The sequence below is a fragment of the Halpernia sp. GG3 genome, from assembly GCF_052976925.2.
This window is the reverse complement of record NZ_JBRIIR020000010.1, coordinates 326004-340908: the sequence shown is the minus strand read 5'-3', so window position 1 is coordinate 340908 and position 14905 is coordinate 326004. Positions and strand designations below refer to the sequence as shown.

Below are 14905 nucleotides of genomic sequence, written 5' to 3'. Positions count from 1 at the left end.
AAACATGGATTATGATCTACAAAAAGAAGCTCAAATAGTTAAATATTTATTTTTTGGCAATAAATTTGCTAACTTTTCATTGATAAAATTTTAAAAAATGGATACTGAGAACAACGAAAATCAAATAGAAAAAAATTTAGATAAATTAAATTACCCAAAAACCGAAGATATTTTTACGCAGGAAGACCATATTTCAATTGATGCAAATGGAAAACTTACAAAAAATGAATATATCAGCGACGGTATGGAAATGGATTTAGATGTTCCCGGTTCGGAGTTGGATAATGCGCAGGAAGAATTAGGTTCTGAAGATGAAGAAAATAATTATTACAGCACGAGCGACAATGATGACAACCACGAGGAAGTGAACGAAGATTTAATCAATTAAATATTTGGAGCAAGACGGTTTTATTTTCTTCCAATATAAATCTGGGCTTTTAAGCCTGGATTTTTTCCTTTTTGTAGAGATATTTTAGATTTTAAACAAGTAAAATACTCTAATTATTTTCAAAAATGGGTGATGGTTTTTTCTCATTATTTACGGCAACCAAAGTAAAATCCCCCGAAACGGATTTCTCCCTCTTATCCGCGTACATTTCTTCTACAAATATTTCCACGTGAACTTTTAGACTCGTATTTCCAACATATTTCACTTGCCCAATTAATTCTATTAAAGTGTCTGCAGGAATAGGTTTTTTAAAGTCAATGCGGTCACAACTTACCGTTACAAAACTTTTCCGGGCAAATCTGGTCGCTGTCATAAACGCTACTTCATCCATCATTTCCATTACTTTTCCGCCAAACATCGTATTATGATGATTGGTCGTATTTGGGAAAACCACTTTAAATACTTTTGTAATAGACTTCTGGATCTCTAATTCGTAATTCATTTTTATAATTTTAAAAATTAAAATGAATAGAAAACCTCGTGTTTTCTACTTCACCCGCGAAAGTTTTTGGGGATCTGACTTACCGAAAAATTCAGTTTACAGTTGCGCGACAGTTCATGATTTACACATGATTCACCCGTTTTTTGTAAACCAAAGATAAACTAATTTGTTCTTTAAAATTTATAGCTTTTGTTGACTTTACAAAATTTTAAATATTTTCTATATTTTAAGTTCATACAGAAAAACTGTATTTTTGTTAATAGTCTAAACTAATATCTTAAAACAATGTCAGATTTTAAATCTCAAGTGCAAGAAGGAATTCCTTCTGAATTACCACCAATAAAATCTTACGAAACTCAAATAAATCACGCGCCAAAGAGAAAAGACATTCTCAACGAAGAAGAAAAAATATTGGCTTTAAAAAATGCCCTGCGTTATTTTAAGCCAAAATTTCATGCAGAATTATTACCGGAATTCAGACAAGAATTAGAAGATTTTGGTAGAATTTATATGTATCGTTTTCGCCCGGATTATGAAATGAAAGCCCGACCAATTTCAGAGTATCCTGGGAAATGTGAGCAGGCAAAAGCGATTATGTTGATGATTCAAAATAATCTGGATTACGCCGTTGCGCAACATCCGCATGAGCTTATTACTTACGGTGGAAATGGCGCGGTTTTTCAAAATTGGGCGCAATATCTTTTAACCATGAAATATTTGTCAGAAATGACGGATGAACAAACTTTAACAATGTATTCTGGTCATCCGATGGGTTTATTTCCGTCGTCAAAAGATGCGCCACGAGTCGTAGTAACCAACGGAATGGTAATTCCTAATTATTCTAAACCAGATGATTGGGAGAAATTCAATGCTTTGGGCGTTTCACAATACGGACAAATGACTGCTGGAAGTTACATGTACATCGGTCCGCAAGGAATTGTTCATGGGACGACAATCACTGTTTTAAATGCATTTAGAAAAATAAAAAAATCTACAAAAGGTGGTTTATTTCTAACATCTGGATTGGGTGGAATGAGTGGCGCGCAACCAAAAGCCGGAAATATTGCAGGTTGTATTACTGTAATTTCTGAAGTAAATCCAAAAATTGCAAAAATTCGTCACGAACAAAAATGGGTAGATGAGATTCATGAAAATCTTGATAAATTAGTAGAAAGAGTAAAAAAAGCACAAGAAAATCAAGAAATTGTTTCACTCGCTTATCTTGGAAATGTGGTAGAAGTTTGGGAAAAATTTGATGGAGAAAATATAAAAGTTGACATTGGTTCAGATCAAACTTCGCTTCATAATCCTTTTGCCGGTGGTTACTATCCCGCGGGAATTTCTTTTGAGAAATCAAATGAAATGATGGCGGAAAATCCGGAACTTTTTAAAGAAAAAGTGTATGAAAGTCTTAGACGACAAACAAATGCGATTAATAAACATACTGAAAAAGGAACTTATTTTTTTGATTACGGCAATGCTTTTTTATTGGAAGCGAGTAGAGCAGGAGCGGACGTCATGTCAAAAAATTCTACGATTGGGAGGGAGTTTAAATACCCAAGTTACGTACAAGATATTATGGGACCGATGTGTTTCGATTTTGGTTTCGGGCCATTTCGCTGGGTTTGTGCAAGTGGAAAACCGGAAGATTTAGAAAAAACGGATCAAATTGCGTGCGAAGTTTTAGAGGAAATAATGAAAAATTCACCTGAGGAAATTCAGCAACAAATGCAGGATAATATTACTTGGATTAAAGGTGCACAAAAAAATAATTTGGTCGTCGGTTCACAAGCCAGAATTTTATATGCGGATGCAGAAGGAAGAATGAAGATTGCGGAATCATTTAATAATGCGATTAAAAATGGTGAAATTGGAGAAGTGATTTTAGGACGCGATCACCACGATGTTTCTGGGACAGATTCACCTTACAGAGAAACTTCTAATATTTATGACGGTTCGAGATTTACGGCGGATATGGCGATTCAAAATGTAATTGGCGATAGTTTTCGCGGTGCGACTTGGGTTTCCATTCACAACGGCGGCGGCGTTGGTTGGGGTGAAGTCATCAACGGCGGTTTCGGAATGTTACTCGATGGTAGCACAGAAGCCGAAAGAAAATTAAAATCAATGCTTTTTTGGGATGTTAATAATGGGATTTCCCGCAGAAGTTGGGCAAGAAATGAAAATTCAGTTTTTGCTATTAAAAGAGCGATGAAAAATGAGCCAAATTTAAAAGTGACGTTGCCGAATTTTGTGGATGAAAGTTTGTTTTAAAAAAAATAATTTAAAAATTTTAAAAATAATGGAATTATTAGAAGATATTCTAAAAGATCAAGAAAATGTAAAAGTCATTGATGCAAGGATAGATTATAAAAATTACGTTGCCTTAGATCTTTCTGCGTCACGTACAGATAAATTGGATTTGGATTTAGCCGACGCAAAAATGTTTGAAGAATTTGTAGAAAACCATCTTTCTCAAAATAATGCGAAAGTCGCATTTGGAGGTTATTTAGAGCATCGAAATCTATACAAAAGAAGTGAGAATTTTAATGATAAAAATACGGAGGAGCGAAATATTCATATTGGTTTAGATCTTTGGATAAAAGCTGGAACATCTGTTTTGAGCGCATTAGACGGAAAAATTCACAGTTTTCAAAATAATATGGCGCATGGAGATTATGGTCCAACCATTATTTTAGAACATCATATTGACGGTTTAATTTTTTATACTTTGTACGGCCATTTAAGTTTAGAAAGTTTAGATGGAAAAACTGAAGGGCAATCGGTAAAAAAAGGACAGAAAATTGCCGAACTTGGAAAACCGCCAATAAATGGAGATTACGCGCCGCACTTGCACTTTCAGATCATTAAAGATATTGAAAATAAAAAAGGTGATTATCCGGGCGTTTGTAGTTCAAAAGATGTAGATTTTTACAAAGAAAATTGTCCGAATCCTTATTTATTATTAAAAATTTAGAATTGTATATTGTATCTAAGGAATTATCCAAAACTTCTAACTTCCTGAAGAAAATTTTAAATCAATAATTAAGTCATTTTAATTAGTAAAAAAAAATACTAATTTTTGATTTAAATTAAAAAAAGTTCCTAAATGATCTGCTAAATTTTATTTAAATCATTATTTTTGCGTTTTAAATCAAAGTGATGAATTTTAAATTTACAATCTTTTTTCTGCTCATTTTTCAAGGTGTTTTTTCACAAGTTGGAAGTTTAAATATCAATGTTTTCGATAACTTTTCAAAAAAAGAATTAAACGCCACAATTAAAATTCCTAAAATAGACAGCTTATTTTCTGGTAGTGGAACAGTTTTTATTAAAAACATACCTTCTGGAACTTATACTTTAGAAATTAGCGCCTCAGGTTACGACACCGGAACTTTATCAGAAATTAATGTAGTTCCCAATCAAAATTTAACTTTTAGTATTGGTTTAAATGCAATTCCCTCTAAGACTATCGATGAGGTAATAATTAGTAAAAAAGCCTATAAAACTACGGCAGAAAGTCCGCTCTCATTAAGAAATATTACCAGCGAAGAAATTCAAAAAAATGCGGGTTCTAACCGTGATGTTTCAAAAGCCATTCTCAGTTTTCCGGGCGTTGGAAGTACGGCGAGTTTCCGAAACGATTTATTTATTCGCGGTGGCGCATCTTCAGAAAACCGGTTTTATATTGATGATATCGAAGTACCAATAATTAATCACTTTCAAACGCAAGGTGCTTCCGGCGGGCCACGGGGGATTATTACAGTCGATTTTTTAAAAGATGTCGATTTTTATAGCGGTGCTTTTCCCTCCAATGTAAGCGGCGCATTATCTTCCGTTTTTGAATTTCATCTCAAGCAAGCACGTAAAGATAAAATTGGTTATAAAGCGGTTTTAGGTTTAGACGATATGCAATTGATGGCAGATGGACCATTGTCTAAAGATCAAAGTTGGTCAGGTTTATTGAGTATAAGAAAATCTAATTTACAGATTTTATTTAAAGCGATTGGTTTGCCTTTTTTACCTTCTTACTATGATTCTCAATTTAAAATTTCTAAAAAATACAAAAACGGCGATGAACTTTATTTTATTGGTTTAGCCGCGATTGATCAGTTTAAATTTAATGATAAACCAAAGCAAACCTTATCCAATCTCACGACTTTAGATCGAATTCCCAAAGCGCCGCAGTGGAATTATACATTTGGTGCCGGTTACAGACATTTGGTAGAAAACGGCACTTGGCTTTTTACAGTGAGTAGAAATATGCTGAATAATGAAGCCCTAAAATATTTTCGAAATATAGAAATTCCGGAGAATAAATTAATTGATTACACGTCCCAAGAAACTGAAAATAGAATTAAAATAGACCGTACTTTTAAAATTGGTGAGGTTAAAATAAGCACTGGAATTAACGGGAATTTTGCAAAATACTACAACCGCTCTTATATAAAATCGGTGACGCAAATTCAAGCGGCGACTGATGATTATTTATCCCAATTAAATGTGAGTCAGTTTGGTTTTTACCTTCAAGGTTCAGAGAAAATTTTTAATGACAATCTGACGGTTTCTGCAGGTGTGAGATTAGATGGAAGTTCCTATTCGACATTAACCGATAATCCTTTTAAACAGATCTCACCAAGAATTTCTTTACATTATCAACTAAGTCCAAAATTTGCTTTAAATTTTAACAGCGGTATTTATTACCAGTTGCCAACTTACACGGCTCTCGGTTATAAACAAAATGGTGAATTTATTAATAAACAGTATTTAAAATATATCAGTAACGCTCATTTAGTTGGCGGGTTTGAATATAATGCGGAAAATAATTTACGATTCACGGCGGAAGCTTATTTTAAGAAATATAAAAATTATCCTTTCTCTTTAAGAAATCAAATTAGTTTAGCGAATGTAGGCGGTGATTTCGGTGTGGTTGGTCCGGAACCTTTAGATTCTCGCGGAGTTGGTAAAACTTATGGTTTTGAATTATTGGCACAAAAAAGAACGGTTAATAATTATTATGGCATCGCCGCCTACACTTTTGGTTATTCAAAATTCAGCAATGCAAATGGAGATCTGTCACCTTCCAGTTGGGATGCGCGGCATATTTTAAGCATTACAGGTGGGAAATATTTTAAAAGAAATTGGAATCTAAGCGCCCGTTTCAGATTACAATCCGGCTTACCTGAAACACCCTATAATTTAGAAGAGAGCCAATTTGTTTCTGTCTGGAATATTTCAAATGGTCCTTTGAAAAATTTTTATGCCATCAATTCTATCCGTGGAAATCTGGTGCAGCAATTAGATATGCGCGCAGAAAAAAAATGGATTTTTAAAAAATGGCAATTAACGGCTTATTTAGATGTGGTAAATATCTATGGCTCACAAAATCCAAGTGATCTGCCTGTTGTTAATCTACAGCGTGATTCTAATGGAAATCCCATTATTCAAAATCCTTCTGCACCACAAAACCAACAAGTTTATGACTTGCAAACCGGTAAACAAGATAAACTAACACCTTTGCCTTATTTCGGATTTATTTTTGAATTTTAATAATTGTCTCGCTGATTTAACAGATTTTCAATAAAGTTTCTGTGAATAAATATGCGGTATCTGTTAAATCAGCGAGATTAAATATTCATAATCCAAAGTAATTTTTAGTTTAAATTTTGTGCTTCATTTTTTTTAATCTGATCTAAAATCCATTCTTTATGTATATCTTTTTTTTGTAAAACTTCCGAAATTGTGGGAATAATTTCTTTATTAGGAACTACACCTTTTTCCGTATTTGTAAAAGTAATATTTGGTTGAAAGAGCATCAAACCAATAGGAAGTTTGAGTTTAGAATTTGGTAATGTTTCTGTAGAATATCGTCCAGCGACACTTCCATCATTTGCACCGCCAGTTTCCTCGCCCACTAAATAGGCACGTTTATCATCTTTTAACTTTGATGGTAAAATAGAGGCGGCAGAAAAACTTCCGCCATTTATTAAGACATATACTTTTCCATTAAAATTATCTTTTTTAATTTTTTTAACAGAATAGTTTGTTTTTAGATAATGTTTCCCGTTTTTTTCTACGTTTGAAAATGCCGTTCCTACTAAATAAAATGGAAAGGCTATTACAGCTAGAGGTTTAACAAAACCTGGTATTTGGTTAAAAAAATCCGCGTGGTACATTGATTTATTTGTAGTCACTTCAATATCATTCAGAAATTTTAATTTTTTATCTGTGAGATAAGAATAAAGGTTATTAATTTCTGCTACACTTCCGCCAAAATTATTTCGCATATCGATAATTAAATATTTTGTTTTTGCTTCTTTTAACTTTGAGAAACTCTCTTTGTAGAATTTTTTTGAACGTGTGTTGGAAAAGGAATTTATTACCATATACGCAACACTGCTGTCTTTTGTTTCAAAACTTAAACTGCGGTTGTATAATTTTCTCGCAGAATTATAATCGTTGTTTTTATTTGACTGTTCTTTCTTTTTAGTTTCTGATTTTTCCGCTTTCTTCTCGGTTTTAGAAATTTTATCGCGCTTTAAATAAAAGGTTTTTATCTTATTTTGATATTTAGTTTCCAGTTTTACACTGTCTAAAATGCCATTTTCATAGGTAAAAAAATTCGCCCACGCTCTTGATAGATAATATTTTTGAAAAGTTTGGTTTTTGCCGTCGCTTGTAATTAGTTTTTTATATTTTTTTAATAAATCTTTTGTCGGCACATCGTTGATTTTCAAAAGTTCAGTTCCCACCTGCATATTGGGAATTTTATCGGCATTATCTAAAACATACAAACGTTCATCCTCAATTGCAAAATTATAACGTCCAAAAAGTCCTTTCTGAGTTTTTAAATATTTTTTCTCTTTTCTGGTTAATTTTTTAACGGGAATAGTAACTCGTAAATGTCCTTCCTTGATTTTTGCAACAACCGGTTCTAATTTTGAATAAAAATCTAATGGTGTCAAAGGTTGATTGATAGTGGTTTTAAGCGAATCAAATTTATAATCTAAAGAATCTTTAGAAATATACCAATACAAATAGGGGTGAAGTTGCTGAAGTTTCAAGTAAGCAAAATCGACATCACATTTTAATTTTTCTGCGGCAATTGGTTTTTCTAAGTTTTTGTTGTAGGTTTTCACCGAAATACAAGAGGTAAAAAGACAAACTGTCAAAAAGTAAACTAATTTTTTCAATTCTTTATTTTGACCAAAACTAATAAAAATATAACGTTTTTTATAACTTATAACTCATACTTTTTAGCCGTGAATCACATAATTGCGGTTATATGTTTTTTGATTCAAATTAAAACTGCAATATTTTAAATCGTTTTTGTCAATTTATCGTTTCGTCATTCTCAAACCAATTTATCCATAAAAAAATCGGATTTTTGCAACTTGTTTTTAATTAAAAAACATATTTGTAGAAATGAGCGTTTTAAAAGAAAAAAACAAATATATCGCCACGCTTTTGGCGTTTGCAGTTATTCCAATCTCAGGTTTGTCGACCGACATTTATTTGCCATCAATGCCAGAAATGGCAAGGGAATTAGGACAACAGGAAAGTAGCATTCAACTTACTTTGTCTATTTTTTTGATCAGTTACGGCTTTACGCAGTTTTTTGCCGGAAGCGTTGTAGATGCTTTCGGTAGATACAGGGTTTCTCTGATTTCTTTGGCCTTATTTGTTGTGAGTTTTGTAATTACTGCAACTACTAAAGACATTCTAGTAATCTATGCGATGCGCGTTGTTCAGGGTGCTTTAGCAGGAATTGTTGTCGTTTCTAAACGGGCTTTTTTTGTTGACGTTTATGAAGGTGAAAAAAGAAAACATTACCTCAGTATAATGACGATTGTCTGGTCTGTTGGTCCCATCATTGCGCCGTTTATTGGTGGCTATTTGCAAAAACATTTTGGATGGCAATCTAATTTTTATGTTTTGGCAGGTTACAGTTTATTTCTACTAATTTTTGAATTCCTTTTTTCTGGTGAAACATTAAAAATGAAAAGACCTTTTCAAGTAGATTTTCTGATAAAAGAATATACGATGATGTTTCGTGCAAAAGATTTTTTCTACGCAATGCTAATGTGTGGTTTGAGTTACGCAATCGTTATTTTCTTTAATCTTTGCGGTGCTTTTATTATTGAGCATAAAATGGGTTATTCTGAAGTCGTTGCCGGATATGTTTCTCTAATTCTCGGTGTTGCTTGGATGACGGGTGGATTTTTGGGTAAATTTTTAATAGACAAAGCCTTTATGCCAAAAATTAGAATTGCAAATTATATTCAGTTGGCTTTAATTGTGGCGATGTTTTTTACTTCTTATTATGCAAGTACCATTTACAGTTTGGTGGCTTTTGCTTTTCTAATTCACATTACTGCGGGTTTTATTTTTAATAATTATTTTGCTTTTTGTATTGGAAGATTTCCAGATTCTGCAGGAATTGCTGGTGGATTGACGGGCGGAGTAGCGTTCATTCTCACATCAGGAATAAGTTATGCAATTGTCGCAGTCTTAAAACCAGAACTGCAACTAAAAGTTGCAGAAGGTTATTTTGTATTGGGAATTTTAGGTTTATTGGTTTTATTAATGACCAAATGGCGGAAAGCACACGTTTCAAATTAATTAAAATTTTATTAATTTTAGGGAAAATGTGAATCAATGAATAAATTTATAATTATTGTTTTTTGTATTTTTCTAAGTTGTAAAAGCCAAAAAAGCGAATATAACTATGCTGATAAAAAAATTAAATATGTTGATTTTTGTGACTTAGAAAATCATAAAAATGAATTGGTTGCAACCGAATTTTATTATACAGGCTTTGTAGAATATTGGTGGATTTACGGCAAAATTAAATGTGAAAATAATAATGAAACAAATTTAGCATTTGATATATTTCATATTCCCACAAAATTTAAAAGATTATTTGATAACCAAAAAAGTTACGATATTTTAAAAATCACCGCAATTGGAAAATTTAGAAATGATAATATAAACGGGTATGGACATGAAGGCAGCAATAAATCTGAATTTTTAGTTTTAAAAATTTTTAAAATGAAGAAAGCAGGTAAAATGATAATTAAACAATAGAAATTTTAGGATAAATTATCAATAAAAAAGCCATTTTCTAATTAAAGAAAATGGCTTTTAGATTAATTAAATTTCTAAAATTTAAATCCCAGAAATTATTTTATTTAAAGTTTCACTTGGTCTCATTGCGTTATCAGTTTTCTTAAAATCTGGGAAATAATACCCGCCAATATCTTGCGGTTTTCCTTGCGCGCCAATTAATTCAGAATTTATTTTTTCTTCATTATTTTTAAAATCTTCTGCTACTTTTTTGAAGTGAGTTGAAAGTTCTATATCTGTAGTTTGCTCTGCTAATTTTTCCGCCCAGTACATTGCTAAATAAAAGTGCGAACCTCGGTTATCAATTTGTCCTAATTTACGTGCAGGCGATTTATCATTAGCCAAAAATAAATCATTCGCAGCGTCTAAAGCATCGGCTAAAATTTGCGCTTTTTGGTTGTTTTTTGTTTGAGAAATAAATTCTAAACTCGCTTGCAAAGCCAAAAATTCACCTAAAGAATCCCAACGCAAATAACCTTCTTCAATAAATTGTTCAATATGTTTCGGTGCAGATCCGCCCGCGCCAGTTTCAAATAAACCGCCACCATTCATTAAAGGAACAATGGATAACATTTTTGCAGAAGTTCCCAATTCTAAAATCGGAAATAAATCCGTCAAATAATCTCTCAAAACATTTCCTGAAACGGAAATGGTGTCTTTTCCTTCACGTATTCTTTCTAAAGTCAATTTCATCGCATCTTTAATATCCAAAATACGGATATCTAGACCTGTAATATCATGGTGACTTAAATAATTTTCTACTTTTTTAATGATTTCCCGGTCGTGCGCTCTGCCTTTGTCTAACCAAAAAATGGCAGGTGTATCAGATAATCTTGCGCGGTTTACAGCAAGTTTTACCCAATCTTGAATCGGTGTATCTTTCGCTTGACACATCCTGAAAATATCATTTTTCTCAACTTTTTGTTCCAATAATGTTTCTCCGTTTTCATTCTCAACTTTCACAGTTCCATCTGCGGAAAGTTGAAAAGTTTTATCGTGAGAACCGTATTCTTCGGCTTTTTGCGCCATTAATCCAACATTAGGAACAGAACCCATTGTGCATGGATCTAATGCGCCATTTTTCTGCATATCTTTTATGACCGCTTCATAAAACCCCGCGTAACTTCTATCCGGAATAATCGTAATTGTATCTTCTTCTTTCCCTTCTTTATTCCACATTTTCCCGCCACCACGAACTAAAGCCGCCATTGACGCATCAACAATTATATCAGATGGAACGTGAAAGTTGGTGATGCCTTTTTCAGAATTTACCATTGCCACTTTTGCACCATTTTGTAACGTTTTTGCAATCGCGTCTTTTATTTCTTGCTCTTGTGGTTGCTTTTTAATTTTGTCAAATAAATCTTGCAAACCATTATTTGGGTTGATGTCTAGAGTTTTAAATAAATCTGCATATTTTGCAAAAACATCAGCAAAATAAGTTTCTAGAATCGCTCCAAACATAATTGGATCTGAAACTTTCATCATAGTTGCTTTCAAATGTGCCGAAATCATTACGCCTTTTTCTTTTGCTTCTTTTATGGTTTTTTCGACAAAGGATTTTAAAGAATTTAAACTCATTATTGCAGAATCAATTATTTCTCCTGCTTTTAAAGTAGCAAAATCTTTTAATACTTTTGAAGAACCATCGTTTCCATAAAAAACAATTTTATATTTTCCGTCTTTTTCAATAGTAGTGGAAGTTTCCGTGCCGTAGAAATCACCCGAGGTCATATTTGCAACTTCGGTTTTAGAATTAGATTTCCATTCACCCATTCTGTGCGGGTTATTTTTTGCGTAATTTTTGACTGCTTTTGGCGCTCTTCTGTCGGAATTCCCTTCTCTTAAAACTGGATTTACAGCAGAACCTAAAACTTTCGCATATTTTGCTTTTATGGCTTTCTCCTCCTCATTTTTTGGTTCAGAAGGATAATTTGGAATGTTATAACCATCTTTTTGTAATTCTGCAATCGCCTGATCTAACTGAGGTGCTGATGCAGAAATATTTGGTAGTTTAATAATATTTGCATCTGGAGTTTTAGCTAAATCTCCTAATTGTGACAAAGAATCTGCAATTTTTTGGTCTTCTTTTAAATACTCAGGGAAGTTTGCTAAAATTCTTCCTGCTAGAGAAATATCCGCCGGAATAATTTCGATATCGGCAGTCTTCGTGAAGGCTTTTACGATAGGCAAAAATGAATGTGTTGCCAGCATCGGCGCTTCATCCGTTAAAGTGTAATAAATTTTAGACATTATATTTTTTAATTTTTGTTTTGAATGTTGACAAAAATAATGATTTTTGCCCAATTTTTAGATTGTCACTAGCAATTTAATATCATAAACCTTCTATATTTCTTTCTGCAAGCGTGGTATTTCTAATATTAAAGTATTTAAAAAAACCTCTTTTAACCCAAATAAATTACATTTTTAACGATTTTAGTTTTGATAAATATTATCCAATGAAAATATTAAAAATTCTATATGATGCGGTTTAGTTTTAAAATATCTCTCAATCTAATTTATGATTATCTGCAATATTAAAAGAAAATGAAATTAGGCTATATCATAATTATAAAATTTAAGAATTATTTAACCATTGCTCTTCCTGCATTGAATCTATTTTTCGTTAAATTTGAACTAATTAAAAATAAAAATTATGGCAAAAATTACACTGGGTGGAAATCCAATAAATTCTGTTGGAGATCTTCCAAAGGAAGGATCAGAAATAAAAGATTTTAAATTAATAAATTCAGATTTAAGTGAAAAATCACTTTCAGATTATGCAGGAAAACGTAAAATTTTGAATATTTTCCCAAGTATTGATACAGGAGTTTGTGCAGCATCTGCGAGAGCATTTAACATGAAAGCTGGCGATTTGGACAACACTATTGTTATTAATGTTTCTAAAGATCTCCCATTTGCATTAAGTAGATTCTGTGCGGCTGAAGGTTTAGATCATGTGGAAAGTCTTTCAGATTTTAGAGGAAATTTCGGACATGATTACGGAGTTGAACTAGTAGATTCAGCAATGAAAGGTTTACTAAGCCGCGCTGTAATTGTGACCGATGAAGATAACAAAGTGCTTTATACGCAACAAGTGCCTGAAATTGCTCAGGAGCCGAATTATGAAGCAGCGCTTGCCGCTTTAAAATAAACAAGAAATTTTAGTATTTTAGAAAAAAGAATTATAAAGATATTTTATAATTCTTTTTTTTTATTTTAGAGAATCTGAAACTGAATTAGCAACATAACTTCCTATGCTGAAGCAGGCTTGTAAAAGATAACCGCCAGTTGGCGCTTCCCAGTCAATCATTTCACCTGCGCAATAAATATTTGGGAATTTTTTTAATTCTAAATGAGAAGTCAACTCTGAAAATGCGATTCCGCCCGCTGTAGAAATTACTTCATCAATTGGACGGAAACTTAGTATTTCAATAGGAAAATTCTTAACCATTTTTGCAAGATTCTCAATATCGGTATAACTTTCTTTATCCAAAGTTTTCAGAAGATTTAATCCTGTTGTAGAAATTTTTATTTTCTTTTTCAAGATAGAACTTGCTTTTTCTAGGCTATTTAATTGGTCTAAAATTTCACTTTCAGATATATTTGGTTTCAAATCAATATACAGAGTTAATGGAAAATCATACTTTCTTGTAAAGCGGTTCATAAAATAGACTGGACTTCCTTCAATGCCATATTTTGTAAAGACAACTTCACCAGTTTTTTGGTTTTTGTCAAATGAGATTTTTATATTTTTTAGATATTGTCCCTGCAATTGATGGAAAATAGAGTGGGTGTTGTATCCCGAATTAGCAGATTCTAAAGGGATTATTTCAATATTTTTCTTTACTAAAGCTTCGATCCATTTTGCATCGGAACCTGTTTTTTTCCAAGAGCCACCGCCCATAGCTAGAATTAATTTTGAATAAAAGATTTTTTGACAGTTTTTAAAAAAAACTTGACTTTTATCGAAATCTAAAAAAATGTGATCATAATGTATTTCAACACCAAGTTTTTCCAATTTATCCAGCCAAGCTTTTAAAACCTGAATTGGTTTAATGTTTTTTGTCGGAAATATTTTACCGGAACTTCCTACATAAGTTGTGATCCCAAGGTTTGAAAGCCAATCGATTACTTTATTGTTATCAAATTCTTTTACAATATTCTGAATTTCTTTAGATTCATATTTTCCTAAAAAAGATTCTAATTCTTCACTATGTGTTAAATTAAACCCACCATTTCCCGCAACTAAAAATTTTCTTGCCGCCGCTTTATTTTGATCAAAAACCTGAACTTTAAAACCTTTTTCAGCTAAAATTTGTGCGGTCATTAAGCCAGAAGGACCGGCGCCAATAATGATGATTTGATTGTCTTGCATTATAGCGCAAAAGTAAGGATTTAGATTTTTAGAAAATTTATTTCCAATTTTTGTATGGTGAGAGCGTTAAGTTGGAATTATAGTATTTCTCTTCGCCGGTAACTTCTTTACTAATAAAATCTGGAAGAGAGAATTTTTCGTTTTCGTTTTTTAGCTCAATTTCTGCAATAATTAATCCTTCATTTTTATCTAAAAATTCGTCAACTTCCCATAATTTATCATCAAAAATGATCTCGTGTCTAATCTTTGAAAGTTCAGCAACAGAAAATTGATCCAGTAATTCTTTTGCTTCATCAAATGGAATTTCATATTCAAATTCTGCACGTGTCGCACCCACAGAAGTGCCTTTTATTGTTAAAAAACCTTTGTCGAAAGTCTGTCTGACACGAATAGTTTTATTTGGGTCGGTTAAAAGATAACCTTGCCGATATAATTCCCCAGCAGCTTTCTTTACTTTCTGCCAACTATCTTTATTGACTAAAAATTTTCTTTCAATCTCGATTCCCATTAA

General features: G+C 32.3%; 12 protein-coding genes. 7 read left to right on the top strand and 5 right to left on the bottom strand.

What is annotated here, in order from left to right:
- Positions 1-97: 97 nt before the first annotated feature.
- Complete coding sequence (locus ACVBED_RS05960) at positions 98-388, top strand: hypothetical protein (RefSeq protein WP_447119352.1); 291 nt, start codon at positions 98-100, stop codon at positions 386-388.
- Between the two features lie 109 nt (positions 389-497).
- Here the strand turns inward: ACVBED_RS05960 and ACVBED_RS05955 are convergent, their stop codons facing one another.
- Complete coding sequence (locus ACVBED_RS05955) at positions 498-890, bottom strand: acyl-CoA thioesterase (protein WP_447119350.1); 393 nt, start codon at positions 888-890, stop codon at positions 498-500.
- A gap of 285 nt (positions 891-1175) precedes the next feature.
- Between ACVBED_RS05955 and ACVBED_RS05950 the strand changes: the two genes are divergently transcribed.
- The 3 genes from ACVBED_RS05950 (at position 1176) to ACVBED_RS05940 (ending at position 6440) form a co-directional block, all read left to right on the top strand.
- Positions 1176-3164, top strand: coding sequence for a urocanate hydratase (locus ACVBED_RS05950; RefSeq protein WP_473094669.1), 1989 nt, complete (start codon positions 1176-1178; stop codon positions 3162-3164).
- A gap of 28 nt (positions 3165-3192) precedes the next feature.
- On the top strand, positions 3193-3867 hold the full coding sequence (locus tag ACVBED_RS05945; protein ID WP_447119346.1) for a peptidoglycan DD-metalloendopeptidase family protein: 675 nt from the start codon (positions 3193-3195) through the stop codon (positions 3865-3867).
- 185 nt (positions 3868-4052) lie between these two features.
- Positions 4053-6440, top strand: a complete 2388-nt coding sequence (locus ACVBED_RS05940; protein ID WP_473094668.1) for a TonB-dependent receptor — start codon at positions 4053-4055, stop codon at positions 6438-6440.
- Between the two features lie 104 nt (positions 6441-6544).
- Here the strand turns inward: ACVBED_RS05940 and ACVBED_RS05935 are convergent, their stop codons facing one another.
- Entirely contained in the window at positions 6545-8083 is a 1539-nt protein-coding gene (locus ACVBED_RS05935) for a S41 family peptidase (protein ID WP_447119340.1), read from the bottom strand.
- 232 nt (positions 8084-8315) lie between these two features.
- Between ACVBED_RS05935 and ACVBED_RS05930 the strand changes: the two genes are divergently transcribed.
- Positions 8316-9512, top strand: coding sequence for an MFS transporter (locus ACVBED_RS05930; protein WP_447119338.1), 1197 nt, complete (start codon positions 8316-8318; stop codon positions 9510-9512).
- Between the two features lie 36 nt (positions 9513-9548).
- The gene (locus tag ACVBED_RS05925; RefSeq protein WP_447119336.1) at positions 9549-9977 is read left to right on the top strand and encodes a hypothetical protein; all 429 of its coding nucleotides are present in this window, start codon (positions 9549-9551) and stop codon (positions 9975-9977) included.
- Between the two features lie 81 nt (positions 9978-10058).
- Here the strand turns inward: ACVBED_RS05925 and ACVBED_RS05920 are convergent, their stop codons facing one another.
- Positions 10059-12269: an NADP-dependent isocitrate dehydrogenase gene (locus ACVBED_RS05920; protein WP_447119334.1), complete on the bottom strand. Its 2211-nt coding sequence runs from the start codon at positions 12267-12269 to the stop codon at positions 10059-10061.
- A 403-nt stretch (positions 12270-12672) separates the two neighbouring features.
- Here ACVBED_RS05920 and tpx point away from each other — a divergent pair, with 403 nt between their 5' ends.
- On the top strand, positions 12673-13170 hold the full coding sequence (tpx, locus tag ACVBED_RS05915; RefSeq protein ID WP_473094667.1) for a thiol peroxidase: 498 nt from the start codon (positions 12673-12675) through the stop codon (positions 13168-13170).
- Between the two features lie 60 nt (positions 13171-13230).
- On the opposite strand, the gene ACVBED_RS05910 is transcribed toward tpx, so the two are convergent.
- Both ACVBED_RS05910 and ACVBED_RS05905 read right to left on the bottom strand, forming a co-directional pair.
- Positions 13231-14394, bottom strand: coding sequence for a BaiN/RdsA family NAD(P)/FAD-dependent oxidoreductase (locus ACVBED_RS05910; protein ID WP_473094666.1), 1164 nt, complete (start codon positions 14392-14394; stop codon positions 13231-13233).
- Positions 14395-14431: 37 nt separating this feature from the next.
- Positions 14432-14902 (bottom strand): CYTH domain-containing protein, encoded by a 471-nt coding sequence (locus tag ACVBED_RS05905; RefSeq protein ID WP_473094665.1) that lies wholly within the window; start codon positions 14900-14902, stop codon positions 14432-14434.
- Between the last annotated feature and the right edge of the window lie 3 nt (positions 14903-14905).